This window comes from Rhodococcus sp. EPR-134, from assembly GCF_001647205.1.
GTDB classification, from domain to species: domain Bacteria; phylum Actinomycetota; class Actinomycetes; order Mycobacteriales; family Mycobacteriaceae; genus Rhodococcus_F; species Rhodococcus_F qingshengii.
The window spans coordinates 1-21,730 of sequence record NZ_LVCT01000439.1; the positions used below are offsets into that span (position 1 = coordinate 1).

Below are 21,730 nucleotides of genomic sequence, written 5' to 3' on the forward strand. Positions count from 1 at the left end.
CGTTTGTTCACTGGGGCATCGGAATCGAAGAAGGTGCGTGGCGCCGAGCAACAGGAGAATCGCATCCCGGTCGGCACCGCACAAGCCTTGGACCGAGACCAGCGGGAAATGCTGTTCGTGACCAAAGATCCGAAACTGCAGTCCGTGCACACCACCGCGCCGGAAGGCCCGAACAACTGGTACGAGGTGCTGGAGATGGTGACAGTCCTGGAAGCAGCCCATGGCTACAACCCATTCGACGCTGATCCCGAAGTGATCCAACAGATGCGTGACGCTGCCCGCGAACTTGGCGCAGGGCTCAACGCCGAACTGGCAAAGCCGGATTCGCTTCTCTATCAGATCGTCGACAATTCCGATGCGAAGGTGGATGTAACACCGAAGGCCGGACCGACATCGTTCACGGCGGACGTTTCCGCTGTTAGTGAGCCGCCACCGGAAGATCTCTACGCCGACCCTTACGATGCCGGCGCCACCGTTGACGTCTACGAAGATGTGCCACCCGCGCCCGACCCCGCTGGATGGGATGCCCTGATCGCATCTGACCCGCGAGATCGCTGACCTCGCGTTCTTTGCCGAGTAGGGCCCGGGCCTTCGACGCTGGGCCCTACTGATCTCATACCATTCACGATCCCTCCGCCGGAAAGTCTTGCGCACCAGCAGTTGCGAGGATCGCCGTCTTCCATGAGGCGTTGCCCGCTCAGCCTCACGTCTTCCGAAGCAATCCGGTCACTCCAGCGACAAGGATCGCGGTGAATATCCAGGAGGAAATCCGTAGGACCGGAAACCGCCAGGTCACGAGGACTGACGCCTGTGAGCTCGTTGTCCAATCAGGTCGCAAGTTCGAGTTCGATGCCGGAATGACGTTTGTCAGTGCAAAACTCACAGGATTGAAGCACGGGTAGTCCGGGTAGTTGGCGCAGTCCTCGTTTGCCGTGATCGCATGCGGAAGTTCACTCCCTGGGTTGATCGCGTCGTATGCGCTTGCTGCAGCCCGCGCGGCCGCCGGGTTCGTCGGAACGAAATCCGCGCGGTTGAAGGATACGAGCGTGATGCCGAGAACGAGCGCCAAGAGAAGCCACGCCGCATCACCTCAAGCGAGGCAGCCTGCCTCGTGCAGGCAAGAACCGCAGGTCAAGGAATTCGGAATCGCGTGTTACCCGCAGCCGCCCCCTCTGCATGAGGGATGGCAGTTACAAAATCCGGCGATGACCGGAACACCGTCCTCTATCGTTTCCAGCATCGGAGTTGCATCACAGACAGAGGGCCTAAATTCATGCCTTTACCTGCAGTGATGCCTCATCATGACGGAAGGGGCGAGTGTGTCGCAAGACGCCGAACTGGATGGCCGGCTCGCGGTTGTTCTGCCAGACGGGTTCAATCCCGCACGCGACGACAAGCGGATCCCGGTGCGTCGTATCTACGGCATGTACAACCCCGCACGAGATTCCATTCGGGCCAGTGTCGACCAGCTGCTCGGGAGAAGCCCTGAACCAGTTTCGCAGGATGAGATGCACCGGCCGAGTATGGAGAAGGACCACGCCAGCGTTGTGGCACCCGTGCTCGAATCTGCAATCGCACCAAACCCGAACTGGGACTACGACGGTGACGAGCGTGTCTACAAGTGGATGCTCAATCACCGCGACGGAGTGTTCGTAGCGTCCGACGAGGCAGGAAACGAGCTGCAGGACTCGGCCGGCAAACGAATCTTCGTCGACGACCTTGGCCGTCGGGTCACTGACCCGGATGCCGACACCGCTGTGGACAGCGCTGCCACCGGAGAGAACACCGACAAGGCCCCCACGAAGAAGCGCTGGTTCGGTAGGGGCTCCTCGCTGCTACCTCGAAGCAAAGCGAAAACAGACGAAATACCTGATCTGTACGACCAACACGGAGTTCAGCTCGTCGACTTCGACATCGCCAAAGTCGGCAAGTCCGGTGTCCTCGGAAGTCGATACCGCGGCCGGAAAGCGCTGGCGCTCAGCAGCTCAGCCCTCGCGTTCGTTGCGGTTGTCGGTTTGATCATCGGTGTCACCGTCGGGCGTTCGGCGGTGCCGGCCGAAGGCGCAATCTCGCCCTCCGATGCTGCCGCATATCGACTCACCACCTTCCCCACCAACGCGGCGACAGCATTTGCACAGCAATACCTCACAGTGTGCTTGACCCACGGCGACGTCGAAGCTGTGAAAAAGCGAGAACAACTCCTAAAAGCGATGTCAACGCCGGGAACCGCACCCGGATGTGGCTGGACATCAGGTGGCCTGCAGCAAGAACCCACCATGATCGCGTGGGACGGGACCGTAACTCCTATCACGGAATTCGCCACCGGTGAGGCCGCCTACCTGGGATTCATCGTTTCAATGGCGGATGGCCAATACCAAACCATGTCCGTTCCAGTCTGGGTGAAATCCGGCAAGACCGGCAACGACTTACGGATAGTCGGCGACGTCGGGGTGTCCGCCCCGATGCGCCTGGAAAACCCACCACCGGCGAAGGCGAAGCTGACCGAGGATATGCAACTCGCAGGCCAGGTGAAGGACTCTTTGTTGGCTCCGTTCTTCTCCGCATGGGGCGCCTCGAACGCCGGCCAGCTCAATCTCGTCCTCGCAGATACGGCCGGGCCGCGAGCACGAACCGGTCTGGGTGGTGTCGTGACGAAGCCGCAGATCGAGAAGGTGACGGTGAGATCACCGCGCGCCACCAACACCGCGTCGAATCAAGCGATCGTCTACCAAGACGGGGACATCGCAGTCGCCGAGGTTCGAGTCACATGGAATGTTCCGGCATCTGAGTCGATGCAGGCCAGTGGATACCGCGTCGACGTCGTCCGAAACTCGGGCAAGTGGCTAGTCACCGACATTCGCGCGGGTCTTGTCGACCGTGAGGGCGCAGCGAGTAGTGGATCCGGCCTGGGATCGGCGACCGATCTCGTGCCCGGCGCTGCCTCGACCCGAGGATCCAACGACGGCGAATAGGCCGGTCGTACAAACACTTCCGGTAGACGCCGGCAGAGGAGAAAGGAAGTTCCATGAGAACACACAGCACCGTCCTGGTCGTGGCTGAGGGAGCCAGCGGAATCACCGATTCCATCGGAAATCTATCGACCATGTTGAAGGTCATCGGTGGCGCCCTGCTCGTGCTGATGATGATCGTCATCGCAATCATGATCGCCGTGGCATCCGCGAAAGAAGGCGGGTGGCGATCGAGCATTCAGAAGCTGCTTGGCGTGCTCGCCGCAGGCCTGGTCCTAGGCGGTGGACCCCTGTTCATCGGATACATGGTCGAGGCCGGTGAGTCGGTGCCCGGAAACGGTGGCGGCGGAGCAGGCAACAGCCAAGTCGAGTGACATAGAAATCAAACCGGACGACAACGGCAGCGGAGGACGAATATGCCCGAAGGGCGGGAGGCGCTTGACCGCACACATGTGATGAATCACCGAAACCGCATGTGGCAGTTAGGTAAAGATATTTCCCTTGCGTCGATCGGCGGTGTCGACGGGCAGCTTGCAGCGGTATCTGGAGTAGTGGCCGTGGCAGCTGGCGCCATACTGCTGCCGATTGGGTTCGTCATCGGACAAACTCTTGTCACTGCTGTTGTGGGAGCGTTGGTCGTCTTCGCCGCGACTTATGTATTGTCCCAATGGAAGTGGGGGAGTAGCCACGAATCACCTTTCCAGTTCGTTCGGCTGTCTTGGGCGAGGATCTTCAAGAATCCCGACCTGATTTCAGGCGGCACATCGAATAAGAACCCCGGAAAGTTGGAGTGGACCGCGGTCATCTGGCGTCCTGAATGGGCGCGGGTCAATCTCGACACACCCCTGCAACGGCCGGTCTATGACCCGAAACCCGTTGGTACCGGCGATTTCTTCCCGAAGCGGAAAGCGCGAGTCACCTTCGATCAATTACTCGAAACATCAAGTTCAACAAACTACGGTCAGGAGACGCGACCATGAAGATCCTCATCATCATGGCGTTGGTCGGAGTCTGCCTCGCAGGCCTCAGCTATTGGGTCGCGAATCGATGGCTCACCAACAAGGGCGGCAAAAAGTCGAAGGCCCCCAAACGGGGTACCGATCGCCAGCGTCTCGGTGTGCGTTACGCAGAGGACGGCTTGTTCCTGATCGGTGACGGCATGTGGACAGGGGTGATTCTCCCTGGAAACAGTGACGACTTCACCTCAGGCACTCAGCAGGAATTCGCATTCGACCGATCCACCGATTTCTACAAGCAACTCCTCATGTGGGTCGAAGCTGAACAAGGCCGCGACGCATCACTGATCTGCCACGAATTGGTCCGCTATCAGCCCGTCGACACCTCCCGTTGGGAAGACGAACTCGATCGAGCGATGTGGGATCCGTCGAAAATGTTTCAGACGTTGACGACCAAAAAAGTGGCCCCCCACATCTCCGAGACCACACCAGAACCACGGCGGGTCCTGATGATTCGGCTGGGAACTTTCTCAGGCCCGAGCATGTCTGATCCGATGACGCTGATCCTTGGGAAGGCAGACCACGTCGCCGAAGAGCACTTCCGGTCAAGTGATCTTGACCCATTTCGTGACGCTGTCGACACGTTGTTGGGACGGCTGTCTGCGTCCGGTGCCGAATTGGTCACGCGAGCTGATCTGGTTTGGCTCACTCGTAAACCCCTCTACGGACATTTTCAACCACCGACTGATCGCGACTATCAGTCCACACGACCTTGGCGTGCAGGATATTTCGATCAGATCGTCGATTTCGACGCGCACAATCTGACGGACTGCGTTGAAATCACAGAGCCCTTCCCTGAAACGGACGAGCCTCGGAAGAGTTACACGACGACCCTAGTCATCGCCGATGGCGACTCCGTCCTGCCGTTCCACTATCACCGCGCATGGGGACGTGCGCTGCGTGCGATGCCATTTCAGGTCGAGGTGAGCTGGCGCTACAAGCTCATGACATCAGAGGCCTGGAAGAAGCTTGCGAAACGTCGTATCGGACTCATCAAAGATGAAGCGACAGACCGCGGTGGCGCAGGCAAAATCGACGACGCCAAATTCTCCGAGGTGCTTGGCGACGCCTTGGACCTCGAACGCGAACTAGACATCGAACCCACACCCGCGATGATCGGGCAATTACGACTGACCATCTCGTGCCCCTCCCGAAAGGAACTCACCAAAGCCGTCCAGGACGTGCAAGCAGCATTCACCGACTTCACCCTGCACGTCCCGCTCAACATCCAGCATGCGCTTCTGCGCGAGCAGATCCCGGGTGACCCTGATCCGACCTACGTCGGCAAGGTCAACCTTTGCGACGACACGCTCGGATACGACCTCGGTACCCGGTGGACGAACCTCGAAGCGCTTGCACTGGCCAGGCTCGACTCGTCACCAAGCGTCGGGGACGCAGTGGAAGTGAGCCGCAACGGTCAGGTACTTGGGTGGCGCGGCGTCGCCATCGGGTACTGCATGGAGAACGGCGCAGTCGTGCACTTCGATCCCCACGTGCAGGTCGCACGTAACAACGGAGCGGGAATCGGCATCATCGGCGCATCCGGTGGCGGCAAATCTGCCCTCGCGCTGATGTTGTTCTTCTGGATGTCAGAGTCAGGCACTCAGGTGGTGGCCGCCGACCCGAAGAATGACATCGAAAGATTCTGCTACTACATCTCGTTCGGTCCGCAAGTTCTCGACCCCGACTTCGCCAACCACGCCCGCGCCGGCACTCTCGGCACTCCTGAGTCGAAGTTTCAGCCGATCAACCGAGAGTTCTGGGACGAAACTGACATTGTCGACCTCTTCGGCGGCCCGCGAGGAATGCTGTGCGCGTGGGCCTTGACCGACACCTACGAGGACGGTGAAGCGCTGGCCCGTGCGCAGCTCGAGTTGCTGATTCCTGACCGTTCGGATCGGGATCGCTTGGAGCAGGGCTTCTATGCGATGAAGGAGCACTACCGCAGTGCTGAGAGCAGCGGAGAGAGCTACATTCCGACCTTGACGGAACTGTCGGCGTCGCTATACGAAGAAATTGAGACCCTTTCCGAGGCCGCTGGCGAAGGCAATACGGACTGGTCGTCACGGCTGCCGGCGAAACACGAGTTGTCACGCCTCCAAGGGTTGAAGTCGCGGCTGGAAGGTGCCTCCGTAAATCCCTACTCGCGTCTGCTGTTCGGCCAGGCAGACAGGTCTGTTGGCTTCCGAAGCATCAAGAAACGTCGCACTGTCATCACACTTTTCCGGTTCACACCGCCCGACCCGAAAAAGCCTGCTGCGGAGTGGAGCGATACTGAACGTGAGGCTGCAGCAGCCATTTTCACAGCCTTGCACCGGATCAACAATTTCTTCGGTGACGTAACGGAATCGGTCAGTCCGCATTCCAAGCGGCGGGGGCGTCGACCTCGGGCTCTGTTTATCGACGAGGCATACATCGTGACGTCGATTCAGGCTGGACGCGAACTGATCTCGAGGGCTCTGCGCCAGGGCCGGTCACTGAACTTTGTCGTCGTGTTCATCTCCCAGCAGGCCAAAGACATTCAGATGATCGAGCAGGCGATGACCGACGCCGCAGAGACTGATCAAAATCAGTTTTCAACAGTGTTCGTGTTCATGCAGAAGGGCACCGCGGAGGCCAAGTCGGCGTTGGCGCTGTTGCGAGAGCGTTCGGATTCAAACGAGGGGGAGTGGGACGCCCTGGCTAAAAGGTTGCTGCCCTTCACCAAGGGCGGCGACCTGGGTAACGGCGTGTGTGTGATGCGTGACGTCGACAATCGGGTGAGCGTCGTTCAGGTCGACCAGATGCTCGTCGAAATCGCGAACGCATCCGAGACGAACGCGACTATCTCAGCCCACGCGCAGTCGACTCCGATCTCGGCGGACGCGATGGACTGGTCCATCAACCCGCTTGCCCGCGACCACGTCCGGAGCGGTGTCAGTACAAAGGCGATCGCCGTCGCCGACGTCGACGACCACCACAGCTATGAGTTCGACGATTTCGCTGAACTCCTGAGCAACTAATCATGATCGACGAGCGACAGGATCACCCATGGTGACGTTGAGTACGGTGGCACAGGCACCGGCAGCGGTCTATCCATTTTTCGCGCGATACGGCCGAATACTGGAAAAATGGGTGGTCGGCGCGTTGGCGACGCTGTTCACCGTGGCTGGACTGCTCTCGATCGCAGGGATACGAGGATTGGTCGCGTTCGCCATCGTCGGCGGCAGCGCTGTAGGAATCTGGTACGGCGCCAGGCGGTTACCCCAGGCGACCGGCGCTTTGTTGTCGACCCTGACATGGATCGGGTTGATCGGGTCGCTGGCTGCGGCAGTGGGCCCGGTGTACGCGATGGTGCATACCGATTTCCTCGTCCTTTACCCGATCAGCTTGCTGGCGGTTCTCGCCGTTACGTATGTGTTGCACTCCCCGGGTGTGCACCGCGGATGGACCGTCGCAGTAGCGCACGGCACCTTGATGGCGACCTTCCCTCTGTCTGTGGTGTGGCCGAGCACGACAGTTTCTGGAATTGGCTTTCTGGTCGGCACATTCGGAGCTCTCGCGATCGTTCTCTGGCGCGACAGGAAGGGCACCCGGGTAAGGCCACAGCGCACAGGGGGCCGCCGGTGGGTCACTCGGATGGCCCGTGCGACGGCGTACGGCTTGATCTCGGTCGTTCTTTTCGGATCCATCGCTGTTGCGAATCCGATTCCAGCTGAAGCCAGCCCGATCAGTTGGGTCTCGGACAAAATCGGTGGCGCCGCATCCGGCGCTATGTCTGACGTGGTGTGCTCGATCACGCGCCCTGACCTCGGCGGGCAAGGCATCGGGACGGGTCCAGAAGGGTTCTTGTCGAACCGCAACCTCGGCAAGGTCGAGAACCGGAATCGGGAGGTTCCAGACTTCGCCAAGGACGCAACGCAATTCACCCGTGCTGCAACGGCCACCGATCATTCGATGGATTCGTACACGCTCTACGAGATCTCTGGGCTTCGAGGCGTCAAGTGGGTCAACTGGCAGTTGAACGCCGAAGGCGAAGAATCGTGCGCGATGATGCCCTGGATCTCCACGATGGTCGGGAATCTGATCATGCAGGGGAACGTGTACATCCTGCAGGCGACTATCGCCTTGAAAGAATATGCGCAGGCGAAGAACCCGATTCAGGGTGTGTACCAGAATGTTTCACCCGTTGTCTCTAATCTATACAACTACTTTTTCATCCCTATGGCGGGCGTGATGATTCTCATCGCCGCCATTTCCATGGCAGTACGGGCAGCGAGTGCAGGCGGGGTGCGCCAGGGGATCCAAGACGCGGGCCTGACAGCAATGGTGGCGATGGTCGCGGGGGTCATGTACGGCGGTGTTGCGGTAGCTTCCTGGGCCAAACCGGACGGCAACGGCTTCTACATGATCGCCTCTCTCGGAGACCACATCGGAGGAACGCTCAGCAGCGCAATCGCCAACACCGTGTTCGGGACATTGGACCAGCAGGCACAGGGTCTGATGTGCCAGGCACCGCAAGCACTTCCGGGCGCGCAAGCAACCGACCCTGGTCACCGATTCACCTCCTGCGTTCTCGCAGAAACATTGGTTTACCAGCCGTGGGCCGTAGGACAATTCGGCAAGGCCGGCGAGGAACCGATCACTCCCCCTGCCGAGCCGAACCGCTTCGGCAATCCCATCGCCCGTGAAGGGGCCATCAGCCGCAGCGGCGACGAAGACGGGTTGCCCTGCTACAACAACTACCGCGGCTGCAACGACATGCGGTCCTATCTGCTGGCCCAGACCGGCGGCCCGTCGATCGACCGGGCCCGGGCCGATTGCCTTGACGGCGATGACAGCTTCGAAGCCCTCAGCAGTTGCGATCCGACCTACGCCGTAGCCGCGAGCCTGAACAAGATATCGGGGTCTGACGGCAACGATCCCGTTGGGAAGTCGAATCTCACCCCAGACGAGGCGGCGGCGGCGTTGTCAGCGTTCTCCGGCAGCGGCACTATGCCGCACGTCGCGAAAGCCATCTCGGCTCTCTTCGGGACCGTGATCGCTTCCATCGGAATCGCAGCGATGTCCTTGATTGCCCTCTGGTGGCACGTGATGTTGCTGGTGGCGTTCATCCTCGGGCCGATGAGACTCGTGTGGGCGGCGTTCCCGGGCAAGTCGAAAATGATGAAGAACTGGATAGACGACATCGTCTACGCACTGCTGATGGCCACCGTCTATTCCGTTCTGTGCACGTTGATGGTGTTCATGCTCGGAATCATGTTCACCTCTAGCGTCGCTACAGGTTTCAAGCTGCTGTGGAGCGTCGCCGTTCTGGTGTGCATGTGGGTTGCGATGAAGAAGATCGAAGCCGCGGCCCGGCCAGAAGGTGCTGCACAAGTCGGTGCTGCCTCGACTGTCCAAGGTGCGGCTCTCGGAGCGTTGAGCACCGCAGCGGTGATGTCCGCGGCCGCTCGCCGACGCGGCGGTTCGGGACGTGGAAAGCAAGCGGAGGGCGAGACAGACGAGACTGCGAGCCCTGCTCGCGCACAGCGTCGCCCCAATCGACCGTCCCCGTCGAGGCCGAATGCTTCCGGCCCCGGTAAAACGTCTCCGTCAGGCTCAGGCCAGTCGGGGAGCGCTACGAAGCCCGGCGGTGGGAAGGCTGCTGCGGCCGCGCAGGCAGCGGAATTCTTGTCACGGCCTGTCGTCCAAGGCGTCAAACGTGGCGCTGGACGCGCTGCGGCCGCCACTGGTGCTGCAGTCCGAAACAACCCGCTCGTCGCGGGTGCCGAGCAGCTGGGCGGACAAGTCGTGGGCGGCGTGCGAACAGCCGGCGGACGCATCGTCGATGCGGGCCGTGGTGTGGCACTGCGAACCTACGGCGGACAAATCCCATCGGCGACCAGAGATCGATGGCTTCAGCAGAGCGACGGAAACCTGGCAGGTGCCGGGTCCAGGGCTCGTGCGAGAGCAGTCCGAAGCGCACAAACCAGACAAGCACATGAGCAGGCCATGGCCGGATACCGGGAAGCAATGCTCGGCGCTCGAAACCGGAACGACTGAGAGTAGGCAGCGATGAACGAATACAACCCTGATGACTCACGGCTACCCGGTAACGGCGCGATACCCGCAGATACCGAACTGCATGCCCGTATGGCTGCACTGCAGACCCGGCGAGAGGGGTTGACCGTAGCCGGAACGAACTTCGGCATCTTCTACGACGAGAGCGATCCGCGTGAGGCTGAACTGCAGGTGACTTTCGACGACGGCACCGCCCTCAGCCGTGTCGTGCTCGCGCTCGATCCTGCTGCCCTCGTGGAGCTCTCGGATCAAGCCCGAGAGGTATTGCAGGCGCAACGCGCCGCTATCGAGGCAGACCTTCCGCCTGGCTTTGTTCTCGCTGTCGCCGGGCAGGACGCACCTGAGCCCTTGGACGCAGAACATCAGACCGAAGAGGACGAGGAGAACGACGACACTCGCAGCAAGTACGCCCGGGCATCCGATCCCATGAACCTGCGTGGACTCGTTCAGAATCTCCCCCCGATAGCCGGCGTGCCCAGCAGTCGGTGGTTACCGATGGTCATAGGCCTGGTCGTGATTGTCGTCGTGCTCGCCGCGCTCCTGGGCGGCGCTTTGTAGATGGATGAAAACCGCTGCCACAGCGGTCCCATCGCGCGGTGGCGGGCATGCAGGGAGGTCACCGGAACCGCGACCGCCAGAATGAGGGCTATCGGAGGTGCGTACGAATGAACGATAGGCCGAAGAGCCCAGAGAAAACACTGACGTGGGGTCAGTACGGTCAGTTGCTTACAGCGACGATCGCGACTTGGCTGTCCGCTGCGCCTGGCGGCATCGTGGTTGCTGCGCAAACATTTTGGAGAAGTCGCCCTACACGCGTAGTCGTGTTGGCGTTGATCGCTGGCATTGCACCCGCGTGGACATTCTCCTCCGATATCGCGCAGCACGCGAGCTACATCGTCGCATTGGCAGCAGCTGGATGGCTGGTCCTGACTCTGACAGCAGGTGGCGTTCGCGGGGCATTCAGCGTCACCCGACGACGGGGACGCCAATGAGTAGCGTCAGACGCGCGGCCGCGATTGCGTGCATGGGCGCGTTCCTTACAGCGTGCGGCGGCCAAGCTGCGGACCACCCGGAGTCGTCCGCATCGACCACCGCAACAATTCCTGGCTTCACCACAAGCGCTGAGCCATCGGCGCCGCACGAGTATGAGCCGCCGTACGCACCACCGACAGCTATCCGTGGGAACTCCGTCGAAGCGGCGGAAGCGACTGCGCAACGTTTCATCGTCGGGTGGACCACGTTCGTTCCCTGGGACTTCGAACCTGCTGATGACTGGTTCGCACGCTGGCAAGAAACAGCATCGCCAGAATTTCTGGGACAGATGCAGACGTCGGTGAACCAGATGTGGTCCTGGACATGGAATGAGAAGCGTAAGGCGTTCGATTCTCGAGTCGAGCGCGTCGACAGCACCTCGATCAGTCCGGATGGAAAGTCTGCGGTCACAAGGGTGACGATCAGCCGCTTGATTCTCGGGATGGATCAGCGCGTTGACCAAAGAGAGGAACAGATCCTCACCTACGACGTGCACATGGACCTGTCGCGTTCAGGAAAACCGAAAGTGACAGGTGCCGTCGAGATCCGGTCCGATTCTCCGCCGGCCGCTGCCACTGTTGGCGAGGGCAGGTAAGTGGCGGACAACGGAGGAATCCGGAAGATCCCGTCCTCCGGCGGAGCACGGAAAATCGGAGGAAAAAAGGCGGCAGGTGCGGCCGGCCGTAGAACAGGTGGAACCGGAGGCAACCCGCGCGGAGTCGGGGGGAACACCACCGGGGACCGTGCAGCACCAGGGGCACAGAAGCGAGCCGCCGGCAGAACACCGCCACCACCTAACGCGGCAACACCGTCACCGTCGAACAGCGCCCGGCGACCAGGATCTGCAGGATCACCACCGATCGGGCCCGCCGGTCAACGAGGAAACACTGCCACACCCGCTGGCCGCGGCGGTAGCACTCCGCGACGTGGCCGTCAGGGAGAACGTGAACAGCCCAATGGACCCGCCGGGTCGATGAAGGCCGCCGCTGGCAAAGCGAAAGACACTGCAGGCAAAGCGGTCAACCGCTCAGTGGAGACCGCCCTCGCAGCATCGACAGGCGGCACTGCCTCGTTCCTGTATCGGATCATCCCGAAACCGACGGACAGCAAAGCGGAACGACAGAAGAAGACGCAGCGACTGGTTCTGTTCGGTGGAGGCGCCGTCGCGCTGATTTCGATGTGGATGATTCTGACCTTCATCGTCTCCATGTCGTTCCTCGGACTGCTGAGCGGTACCACCGCAGCGATGGGTGCCGCTGGCACAGCGCAGAACGGGTCATGCACCGATTTCTCAGTTCCTCGGGTCACCCAAGGCGGGCCCGGGGGAGCGGCCGGTGTCCTCGGGTTGCCACTCGACGAAAAGAACATGGTCGTCTCGAGTCCGTTCGGATATCGCGAAATCGGGGTCGGCACAAACAGTCACGACGGAGCCGATCTGGCAGCACCGGGTATCGAGGGTGCCCCGATCTACTCGGTCGGTGATGGCGAGGTCCGCGAGGCCGGACCTGCGAGCGGGTACGGAAACTGGATCGTGATCCGCCACAACGTCGGTGGTCAGATCGTCGACTCGCTCTATGGGCACATGTACGACGGGCATGTTTTCGTCAAACCAGGCGATCATGTCACCGCAGGGCAGCACATCGGGGACGTCGGCAGCGCAGGGTGGAGCACAGGCGCTCACCTCCACTTGGGTATGTACCCGGGTGGGTGGATGGCCGGACAAGGTGTCGACCCGATGCCGTGGTTGAAGAAGTTCCAGGACGGCGCCAGCGCGCAACCAAACGCCCCACCCCCGTCCGAATCCCAGCCGTCAACCGGGGCCCCCGATTCGAAAGCTTCGGAAGCTGATCTCGCCGCGATGCGGCCGTACCCCTTGGACGGCGGCGCACAACAGGAACAAACACTCAACACCGAACAACAGGCCAACGTAGCCGCGCTGATCTCGTCGGCACGCGAATCAGGATTGGACCCCGCCGGCCGTGCCGCGGTTATCGCCACAGCGCTCAGTGGCCAATCCACGAATTTCATATCGCAACCTCGCGACGGCAACGAACCGGTCGGCGTTTTTGCCGAACGCCCGCTTGGCGATTCGAAAATCGACAATCTGATCAATCCGAAGTACGCGGCCAAGCAGTTCTTCGGGAAGTTGAAGACTTACGGCGAAGCCCATCCGGATTGGGCAACTCAACCGATCGCTGACGTGATCATCGGTGTCATGCCCGAACGGGCAAGTCTGCGTGATCAGTTCGTGTCGTGGGAACAGGCCGCTGTCGACACCGTTGCTGCCCTGTGGACCAGCGCTGACGCACAGTCCGGAGCGACTTCCCGGCTTACCTCGGCCACAACGAACCCAAATTGTGCGTCAGGTGTCGTCAACATGGGGTTGGCACCTGGTCTGGTGCCACCCGAGTACGTCCAGATCATCACCGAAGCCGGATCGATCTGTGCTGATATACCGCCAGCCTTCATCGCGGCGATCATCGAGCAGGAATCCGGATGGAATCCGCTGGTCACCAGCGGTGGGGACGGCGTCAATTCCGGTGGCGCTCAGGGCATGACCCAGTTCATGCCGGACACATGGACGTCAATGGGGAAAGACTCAGGCCTGGATCGGAACGGTAAGAAAGAAGCCCCCAATGCGCCGGACCCATTCAACGCGTACGACTCGATTCTCTCTGCGGGGCACTACCTGTGCTACATCGCGGACCTCTTGAAACCGAAGATCGCCAGCGGTGAGATCCGCGGTGACCTGCTCGACTTGGCAGCCGCTGGATACAACGCGGGTGAGGGCGCAGTTATGCAATACGGGGGAGTGCCCCCCTACGGGCAGACCCAGGCGTATGTACCAAGCGTGCGCGCCAAGTACGAGAAGTACTCGCAAGCTGGTACTGCCCCAACTTCCGAAGTGCAGTTGGTCAACTTCACTGGTGGTTCCCAATTCGGCCGCGGCGTCGTTGAAGCCGCCATGACCCAGATGGGAAAGCCCTATGTGTGGGGTGGTGGCGACCCGAATGGTCCGACAATGGGTATTTCACATCCCGAGAACCCGGGCACGCCAGGGTTCGACTGCTCCGGACTCGTCGAGTTCGCCACCGCACGGGCATCGAACGGCAAAGCGACGGCAACGGGAAACACCTGGGCGCAGCTGTCACAAGGAAAGACAATCGACGTCAAGGACATTCAGCCTGGCGACGCTGTGTTTTCCAACGGAACCGGCCACGTCGCGATCTGGGTCGGTGACGGCAAAGTCATCGAGGCACCCACCTTCGGACAGAGCGTGTCCATCAACAACTTCGACCTGTCGAAAGCAGAAAACATTCGGAGGTACGGATGAGAAACCGACTACGCGTCGCTTCGGCAGCAGCGCTGATTCTGATGTTTCCGATTCTCGGGGGATGCAGCAACGGGAGCACTTCAGATCCAGATGAGACCACAACAACAACCGTGGCTGCCACACCCACAGAGGAGTTGCCCCGGTCGCTGTCGCCTATCGACATCACGATGATCGACGTTCACGATCCTGATGCCGTCGCGGAGGCCGCGATCGCGGCCATGTACACGTATCTGCCTCGGGTGGATCTCAACCAGAATGCCGCCATGCTCCGCGCTGCCCCACTGCTCAACGAGAAGATGGCCGCCGGCGCATACAATTACGACCCACCGACGGGCCCTGGCCGCACCTGGGATCGTTGGGCGGACAGCAATACTCTCGTATCGGCGCAAGCGCAGGTCATACCTCAGCAGAGGCCCCCGGACGACACTTTCGCGTTGCGATATGTGACGGTGCAACAGACCACACGTACTCAATACAGCACGCAGAAACTGGCACCGATCTATCTGGTCGTTTCGCTGGAAAACACTCCCGATGGTTGGAGAGTGGCGCAGACCTTGCAGCGGTGACGGATCGGCGAACAAGCCGTGCCGCACTGGGATTGAGCCTTTCATACCGTGATGGATGTCAGCTCGCCCCGTGATCGGAAGGATCCACCATGAGCACTCGAATCGCGTCCATCCTGCACAACGCTGCGGTCGACCAGGAAGGTCGCCACCTCGGGTTCTTCGGCTACCAGCCGGGGCAGCCGATGGTTGTCGTGTTCAATGCCGAGATCCCCACGGGCATAACGGCTATCCAAGCTCTCGGCTTGTTGTTCGACGAATTCAACGTCGGAGAGACTTCCAAAGCCGCCGTGGCGTACCGGAAGATCCACGGCCTGCGGTCGCTGTCAGTAGGGGACGTCGTCAAGATCGACGGACAATGGTTTTCATGCGACTCCATGGGCTGGTCGATGCTCGAGTCGGAGCCACTGATCGTGGCGACTGCTGCGCCTCACGCTTGGAAGACGATGGAACCGTGGGGAGATACGGAACTCGACGGTTTAGCGTGGTCCGCATGAGTATCAGCAGACGCGCGCTTGACCGCACTGGGTCGACGAAAAGCGATCCTGTCGAGTCCGCTGCACGAAGCCTGCGCGGAATCGAGCGGGAACAACAACGATACCGCCGTAACCGCAGCGCAATTCGCGTCTCGGCGATTGTGTTGGGTCTGTGCGGTGCCGCTGCCGTGATCACAGGTTTCGTCGCCGACGCTGAGGTCGGAGCGTGGATTCTGACCGTCGCGGTCCTCGGCGCCGCCGGGTTGAACTACGCGGTGTCTTTGTACGGAGCCGCCGTCATGGTGGCGTCGATGGTCGCAGCGGCAGGCACCACCGTGGCAGTGGGGGTTCATTTCGGGATCGGTGTCGGACAGCTCGTCGCGGTCGGTGCTATCGCGGTGGCAACGTGGATCGTCGGCACGTCACGTAGGTTGCGGTTTCCTCGCACGCCCTCTGTCGTCGCCGCACAGTGGTGTGTTCCGGTGTGCGTTGCCCTGGCTGGCGGACTCGGACATGCCGCCGCGATCAGTTTGGCTTTGGTTGGTACTGGTGCTGCCGCCGCTCTCAGCATCGACGTGGGGACGGTGATAGCTGCGCGGCGGGCATCGAAGCGATCTGGGATCCCGATGAATCCTGGAAGCAACTTGGCGCGGAATCTGATCGGGTTCGTCGAGCCACCCTCTATGGATGCGCACAACTTGCAGGCCGGGATCAGCGCAGAGCAACAGACGGCCGCCGAACTCGCCCGTCTCGGCCCGGAATGGACCGTCCTACATTCGCGCTCGCTCCCAGGAACCAACGCTGACGTAGATCACGTGGTAATTGGCCCCCCAGGGGTTCTCGTAGTGGATTCGAAGCACCGCAATGGTGTCCTGACCTACAGCGGCGATGTCGGCCACACTCCGGAGCGCCGGCAGATCGACGAACTGTTCGGCGCAGCAACAGGTGAGCACAGCTGGACTCTGAACGGGCGGGACGCGACGTTCATCGCCGAATCGTCGGTGTTCGAAGCTGCGTGCATCGACGATCTACTGGCGATGCCGCCAGATCGATTGGTTACTCCGACTGTGCTCGCCGTTCATGGCGCGACGATGAACTCTGCCAGCGGGCCGATGGACGTCGCCACTGACGGCGGATTCCAAACGCAAGTGCAGATCGTTGCGGGCCCTCATATCGCAAGTTACCTGCGGTCGTTGCCGACGCTGGGTAGGCCGGCAGAGTTCATCGCGGACTTGGCGGTGGTTGTCGACTATCTGCTGCCGCCCAAGTAAGCCGCGGCTGATCCAGCATTCGATGTCGCCCATGTCGCGATTTCGGGTTTGGGGCGGTGCGCAGGTAGCCGTCTGGACAGCAGTTCCAACTGGCGTGCGAGAACGGCGACGCCGACCGCGTAGAACGGCCATGCCACCCACATGCCCCCGTGCTGGTCGCTCCAGCCGAAATAAGTAAGAGCCAGCGGTGCGAGCGCTCCGGCGAGGTACATCAGGGATCGTGCAGCTCCTGAGTTCCAGACGCGGCGGATCAGCCATACGGTCATCGCCAATGCAATGAACCCGAGTACTACCTGCATGGCAGTTCCTTTCCGTTACGCCCCGGGGTGGGCTAGCTGACGCTGCCCTTCGGCAACGTCGAAGTTCCGGCGCGGAAGTAGTCACTGATCGCCATTGTGAGATCTGCGGCGGGGCCGCTACTGCTGTCGGGGTCGCTGCCGCCGGTGATGTCCGTGCTGACAAAGTACGCGTCGAGTGCCGGGGCCTGATTGTTCAACTGACTCGGGGCGATCCGGGCGTACAACAGCCAGTCGTCTCCGACCACTCTCGTCGCGTTGATTTGGTCTTTCGTGCTGCCGGTCGTGGCGTTGACTTTGCGATATCCGGAGTCGGGTGCTTTACCGACGGTCGTCGACGGGTCGAGGAACGTCTTGCCAGTCGCCGCAATGACCTCTTCCGTGATCAGTCCGGCCTGGTCATAGGCGATGCGGGTAGGACTGCAGGGTGCGGCCGGGTTCAGTACATCGCTGTCGTTACAAGGCCTTTGAATGTCAAGGCCGGCCGGCGCTGGCTCGATCGGTGCAAGCCGCCCGAGGTCGTCAACAGTGGTGGACAGCGGGTTCTCAGCCGCAGGAAGTACTGCGACCGATACCGTGGGCACATTCCACGTCGAGCTTCCGGAGAGACTGAACGTGCAGCTGTTCAAGTTCCCGGGGCCAATCCCCTTGCTGGTCTCGACCTTCAGTGAACTGACGTCGTTGCCTGCCTTCTCGTACTGATATCTGATGATCTCGGTAACCGGGTCGGTGATGTCGCTGCTGCAGGCGTCTTTGCTTGCTGTCGTCGCGAGAGCTGCAAAGTCTGCAAGCGGTGCAGGAAGGCTCGGTGTGCCGGCATTCGACTGACTCGCACCTCCGGCCGACGAGGTTCCACTACCACCGGGGGTTTCTTCGGTGCTTCCACCGCAGGCGGACAGGACCACGGCCGTCACACCGAGGAGTGCGACGGTCAGGGAGGTTCTGGACATGGCCACGGGTGGAGCTCCTTCACTTGGTCGGTAGCAGTTCTAACAGCAAAAGCATCCCGGTGCAGTCGAGAGAGTCCGCGTGTTGGCCAGATCCTCCGGACGGGTTTACCCCGGCTTTGGTTGCCAATCTATCCGGGTTGATTTTGCCGGACGTCGATCGGATCGATGCGAGCATGCGTCGAGCGTCACGGCTACGTTCGCTTCTGCGGCGTTTCTGCTCGGTCGCTGTCCGCTTGTTCGCTGTCCGCTTGGGCGCAGTTTCCTTCGCTGTTCGCTTGGTCGCAGTTTCCTCAGTCGCTGGTCCCTTGGTCGCAGTTTGCGTGACGGGTGGCTTCCGGACGGGCCCAATAAAGCCGGCGAACGGTGCGTGAGCGGCGTAGTCGAGCGGATCAGGGAGCGGCTCGTATCCTTCGGACCGGTCTGCGTAGTCGTGAAGGATCTCGTCGATAGGCCGAGGCGCAGCTGGCGTAGTGAAGGATCTGCCCTCTGCAAGTTCCTGACGCACCGCAATGCGGTCCCCGTTCGACAGTGCCTGCCACGCCCTACCATCTTGGGCTGCTTCGATCACGTGCATGCGTGCGGCGGCAGTATTGGCAGCCTCAGCGCACTTGAAGTGCTCACGGGACCAGTGGTTCCATTCAGCAGGGTTGTCGCCGTTGATGTCCATTCTCACCTTCGCCCTGGCCATGTCGTATCGAGCGTCTCCGAGTTCTCGGTACGCCTCGACTGCCGCGGGGTGAGTTGGCCGGGCCGGCATGGCTGCGACTTGTTCTCGCCGGTACTCGTCCATCAGCCTGCCTTCGATGAGCCTCTTCGACAGCTTTGCCAGTTCTGGATCTTTCGGATCTGCTTCGACACGTCTGTTGATCTCCGATTCCAACTGAGCTCGGACCTCGTCCGTCGAATCGAGCTCGGTTTGCCTCATGATTAGCTCCCGCGCGGAGGACCGGACCTCTGATCCCAGAGCGTCCTGGTCCGCAGCGGATTTGTTCGTAGCCGCCGCATATCTGGCTTGGGCACGGGCAAGCGCGCTACGTTGCGCTGTCACGGCTGCGCCGCGGCACTTGGGGCAGCGGCGGCCCGGCTTGGCCTTACACATGACGCGTAGTCCTTCCGACGAGGTATCCGCATCATTGTTGCCTGGCCGGTTCCGGTGCTCCGAGGTTCGCGGCATGGTGCAGATATGCGAATGGCCCGCTATTGCGGGCCATCACGCCTATCGGAGATGCTCCACATCCATCAGGGGACGCGACGCGAGGGCAACCGTTGAAAGACGCCCGAATAAACGTCCCGGTACCGCACTCGCGATTTTCGGCCTCCCCAAAAGGGAGGCAGCTTCATGATAAGCATGTAAGTCGTCAATCGACAACGTACCTGGAAAAAACCGACCACATGATGGCAATTTGTTCGCTATTCGAAAAAACTGTCAGGTAGCCAGTCCGCTCCGAACAGCTTCGAAATGGCCCCCAGTGCGCTGGTATCGCCATTCACACTCGTCGATGTCACTACCAATCTGTTGATCATCGTACGGGCCGCATCCTCTTCGACGGTGTCGGCTGAATAGATGACAGACCACGGGCAAACTTGCCCGTCACGGTGTGCTCGACCGATTGTCTGGCGCGCTGCGATCCCGGAATACCGCGGCTGATGAAAGAACCCAATCCTCGGAGTCGCGCTCGCTCGCGTCCCATCCGCAAACATTTCCCGGGCTTGCAGATTAATTGCCGAAGTGGTGTTGAAAACCACGACAGGGTTGCGACCCACCTGGAACGACATCCGCTCAGTCTCGAGATCTCCACCACCAAAGATGCGAGAAACACCCAGCCCTTGTTCCTCGAGGAGATCGGCAACAGGAGCAGCAGCAGTAGTGGTGAGTTCGACAGCCACGAGCACCTGATATCCGCGTTCCACTGTCGCAGCCACCAACTCCGCAGTCTGGGGTGCCCGTAGCAGGCTCGCCTTCTGCCGAAACCGCATCAACGCGGCGCGACCGCGGGCCGTGTCCTGACCGGTACGAGCAAGTCGCATCTCGGCACGAAACTCTCCCCAATCCTGGTGGTATGACGCCCATTGCGCAGGTGTGAATTCCACAGGGAGCCCGTCAAGGGGAGCGGGCCCCCAAGGTGCATCGCGGTGCAGCAGCACTGGTGGGTTCGTGTTCTCCATCCAGCGGCGGACCCTCGTCACCGCCTGATTCTGTGTCGTCGTGGATTCCTTCGCGTCAGCGGTCCACTGCCACTTACCTTTCTCCCAACCCGGTTCGAGCGGCACACCCATTTCGGCGAGCCTGGCGCCGAGGTCGGCCCACTGCTGTGGGCGCTCCCCGTGGATCTGAGCGAGCAGCGACGACAGATAGGTGTATTCGCCCGGGTGGTGTCCGGGTGTGGCTGTCACCGACAGTACAAATGGGGCCTGTTGTGGTGGTGAAGAGAGTTTGTTGATCCGCCGCATGTACTGCGTGCGTTGAGTTGTGATGTGTCGGAATTGCTGTGCCTCGTCGTTGATCACGACGGCGAATACATGCTTCGGCTGTCCATTCTTTCCAAGGAGTTTCTTCAGCTGGTCAGGCGACATGATCAACCAGCGAAAGCCGCCATCTCCACCGAATGAAGCGATCGCATCACGCCAGGCACCGATTGTGATCTGCGCCGGTCGGTCCACCGTGATCAAGATCGTGTCGCCGCCGCCGAGATGGCAAATCGCCTTGGCGGCAAGCACTGCCGTACCAGTCTTTCCGCACCCCATATCGTCGCCGAGCAGTATGCCTCGGTAGCCACTCTTGTACGCGGTGGCGATCGCTTTGGCGCCGGAAATCTGCATTGCCGTAGGGGTCTTCGGGGCGGCCCGCGCGCCCGGCCCTCGCACACCGTTCATTTCGTCCTCGATCCACCGCGCGTAGCTGTACGGCTTGGATGCGTAGACCTGCAATGTTTCCGGCAGGGTCTCCCCGACATAGGCATGCGCGCGAATTCCCGGGTAGTAGTGAGCGCCGGGAGGTGTCGCTCGGTAGGGAACACCGTCGAGAACCCAGACCCTCTGTCCACGCGCGACGGAGGGCACTTCCATACGTTTCGCAGGCGGGGCCTTTCGAGGTTTACTACGTGCCCGTGTTCGTGGTGGCACGTTCGATCAGCCCCAGGGGTCTTCGGTGGCCACGGCTTTCGTCGATGACGCTGCAGGGGGAGCCGTAGGAGTCATCGCTTCTGCAGGAGCAGGTTTCGGGGGAATTGCAGGTGCGGGTGCAATGTTCGGCGCAGGTGCCGGCCTCGAATTCTGCTGCGGAACAGGATTCTTCGGAGTCTCCGTGTGCTGCGACTGATCGCTACGCGGTGCCGTCGATTGCGTGCTCATGGGTGGATCCCGCAACTCCAGCAGCACGCCTGAGCAGCGCAGTACCATCGCGGTATCCCACCGTTTTGCGACGTCGAATAGCGAATCGACTATCGGTCCTGGAGTATCAGCGTTGTCGGCAGCTTCGCGCATCGCCCTAGCGAGAGAGCGAAGGTTGTCCGGGTCGGCGGCTACAACCGCACGTGCATCGTTGGGGTCGATCAGCCCGCAGAGGTGCCTCTCGGTGTTGTTGGGGCCAGGTGCGACCTGTACTGCGTCTTTGATGTTCAGAGACAGCAGCCATGGCCCGGCGCAGGCACCTTCTGAAACCTCGTTCTCGACCTTTTTCGCCACCGTCGACATGAACAGTCGGCGGCTGTCGTCGGTGTAGCGCGCGACCGATGCAGCCATTGTTGAAGCTCCCTACGTTGTCCGCGTGAGCGCGGTGATC

The 21,730-nt window shown here is 61.1% G+C and carries 19 protein-coding genes; 13 read left to right on the forward strand and 6 right to left on the reverse strand.

The features are described 5' to 3' along the window. Positions 1–558 (forward strand): hypothetical protein (locus A2J01_RS36500; protein WP_197494261.1); only part of this gene is annotated, 558 nt, incomplete at its 5' end. A 145-nt stretch (positions 559–703) separates the two neighbouring features. Here the strand turns inward: A2J01_RS36500 and A2J01_RS20295 are convergent. Then, the gene (locus tag A2J01_RS20295; protein WP_064113435.1) at positions 704–1,069 is read right to left on the reverse strand and encodes a hypothetical protein; all 366 of its coding nucleotides are present in this window, start codon (positions 1,067–1,069) and stop codon (positions 704–706) included. Positions 1,070–1,319: 250 nt separating this feature from the next. Between A2J01_RS20295 and A2J01_RS20300 the strand changes: the two genes are divergently transcribed. The 12 genes from A2J01_RS20300 (at position 1,320) to A2J01_RS20350 (ending at position 16,703) form a co-directional block, all read left to right on the forward strand. Beyond that, a complete protein-coding gene (locus A2J01_RS20300; RefSeq protein ID WP_197494262.1) occupies positions 1,320–2,972 on the forward strand; it encodes a conjugal transfer protein in 1,653 nt (550 codons plus the stop codon). A 53-nt stretch (positions 2,973–3,025) separates the two neighbouring features. Continuing rightward, positions 3,026–3,343 carry a hypothetical protein gene (locus A2J01_RS20305; protein ID WP_064113437.1) on the forward strand — a complete coding sequence of 106 codons (318 nt, stop codon included), beginning with the start codon at positions 3,026–3,028 and terminating at the stop codon, positions 3,341–3,343. 42 nt (positions 3,344–3,385) lie between these two features. Then, complete coding sequence (locus tag A2J01_RS20310) at positions 3,386–3,949, forward strand: hypothetical protein (protein ID WP_143542724.1); 564 nt, start codon at positions 3,386–3,388, stop codon at positions 3,947–3,949. Continuing rightward, on the forward strand, positions 3,946–6,987 hold the full coding sequence (locus A2J01_RS20315) for an ATP-binding protein (protein WP_064113439.1): 3,042 nt from the start codon (positions 3,946–3,948) through the stop codon (positions 6,985–6,987). The genes A2J01_RS20310 and A2J01_RS20315 overlap by 4 nt, the downstream gene beginning before the upstream one ends. Positions 6,988–7,015: 28 nt before the next feature. Beyond that, positions 7,016–10,009 carry a hypothetical protein gene (locus A2J01_RS20320; protein ID WP_064113440.1) on the forward strand — a complete coding sequence of 998 codons (2,994 nt, stop codon included), beginning with the start codon at positions 7,016–7,018 and terminating at the stop codon, positions 10,007–10,009. A gap of 12 nt (positions 10,010–10,021) precedes the next feature. Next, entirely contained in the window at positions 10,022–10,585 is a 564-nt protein-coding gene (locus A2J01_RS20325) for a hypothetical protein (protein WP_064113441.1), read from the forward strand. A 107-nt stretch (positions 10,586–10,692) separates the two neighbouring features. Next, positions 10,693–11,019 (forward strand): hypothetical protein, encoded by a 327-nt coding sequence (locus tag A2J01_RS35905; RefSeq protein ID WP_125053000.1) that lies wholly within the window; start codon positions 10,693–10,695, stop codon positions 11,017–11,019. After that, a complete protein-coding gene (locus A2J01_RS20330; RefSeq protein WP_047269211.1) occupies positions 11,016–11,654 on the forward strand; it encodes a hypothetical protein in 639 nt (212 codons plus the stop codon). Before A2J01_RS35905 ends, A2J01_RS20330 begins: the two co-directional genes overlap by 4 nt. Before the next feature lie 378 nt (positions 11,655–12,032). Further along, the gene (locus A2J01_RS20335) at positions 12,033–14,393 is read left to right on the forward strand and encodes a peptidoglycan DD-metalloendopeptidase family protein (protein ID WP_052959785.1); all 2,361 of its coding nucleotides are present in this window, start codon (positions 12,033–12,035) and stop codon (positions 14,391–14,393) included. After that, the gene (locus A2J01_RS20340) at positions 14,390–14,959 is read left to right on the forward strand and encodes a hypothetical protein (protein ID WP_064113442.1); all 570 of its coding nucleotides are present in this window, start codon (positions 14,390–14,392) and stop codon (positions 14,957–14,959) included. Before A2J01_RS20335 ends, A2J01_RS20340 begins: the two co-directional genes overlap by 4 nt. Before the next feature lie 89 nt (positions 14,960–15,048). Further along, positions 15,049–15,453, forward strand: a complete 405-nt coding sequence (locus A2J01_RS36505; RefSeq protein ID WP_064113443.1) for a hypothetical protein — start codon at positions 15,049–15,051, stop codon at positions 15,451–15,453. Further along, positions 15,450–16,703, forward strand: coding sequence for a nuclease-related domain-containing protein (locus tag A2J01_RS20350; RefSeq protein WP_064113444.1), 1,254 nt, complete (start codon positions 15,450–15,452; stop codon positions 16,701–16,703). The genes A2J01_RS36505 and A2J01_RS20350 overlap by 4 nt, the downstream gene beginning before the upstream one ends. Here the strand turns inward: A2J01_RS20350 and A2J01_RS20355 are convergent. The 5 genes from A2J01_RS20355 to A2J01_RS20375 all read right to left on the reverse strand — a co-directional run bounded on the left by A2J01_RS20355 (position 16,682) and on the right by A2J01_RS20375 (position 21,690). Beyond that, positions 16,682–17,002 (reverse strand): hypothetical protein, encoded by a 321-nt coding sequence (locus A2J01_RS20355; protein ID WP_064113445.1) that lies wholly within the window; start codon positions 17,000–17,002, stop codon positions 16,682–16,684. The genes A2J01_RS20350 and A2J01_RS20355 overlap by 22 nt on opposite strands. Before the next feature lie 32 nt (positions 17,003–17,034). Further along, positions 17,035–17,949, reverse strand: coding sequence for a hypothetical protein (locus tag A2J01_RS20360; RefSeq protein ID WP_064113446.1), 915 nt, complete (start codon positions 17,947–17,949; stop codon positions 17,035–17,037). Between the two features lie 19 nt (positions 17,950–17,968). Further along, complete coding sequence (locus A2J01_RS20365) at positions 17,969–18,874, reverse strand: hypothetical protein (protein WP_064113447.1); 906 nt, start codon at positions 18,872–18,874, stop codon at positions 17,969–17,971. Positions 18,875–19,359: 485 nt separating this feature from the next. Continuing rightward, positions 19,360–21,015, reverse strand: a complete 1,656-nt coding sequence (locus A2J01_RS20370; protein ID WP_231915852.1) for a DEAD/DEAH box helicase family protein — start codon at positions 21,013–21,015, stop codon at positions 19,360–19,362. A 63-nt stretch (positions 21,016–21,078) separates the two neighbouring features. Beyond that, positions 21,079–21,690: a hypothetical protein gene (locus A2J01_RS20375; RefSeq protein ID WP_064113449.1), complete on the reverse strand. Its 612-nt coding sequence runs from the start codon at positions 21,688–21,690 to the stop codon at positions 21,079–21,081. Between the last annotated feature and the right edge of the window lie 40 nt (positions 21,691–21,730).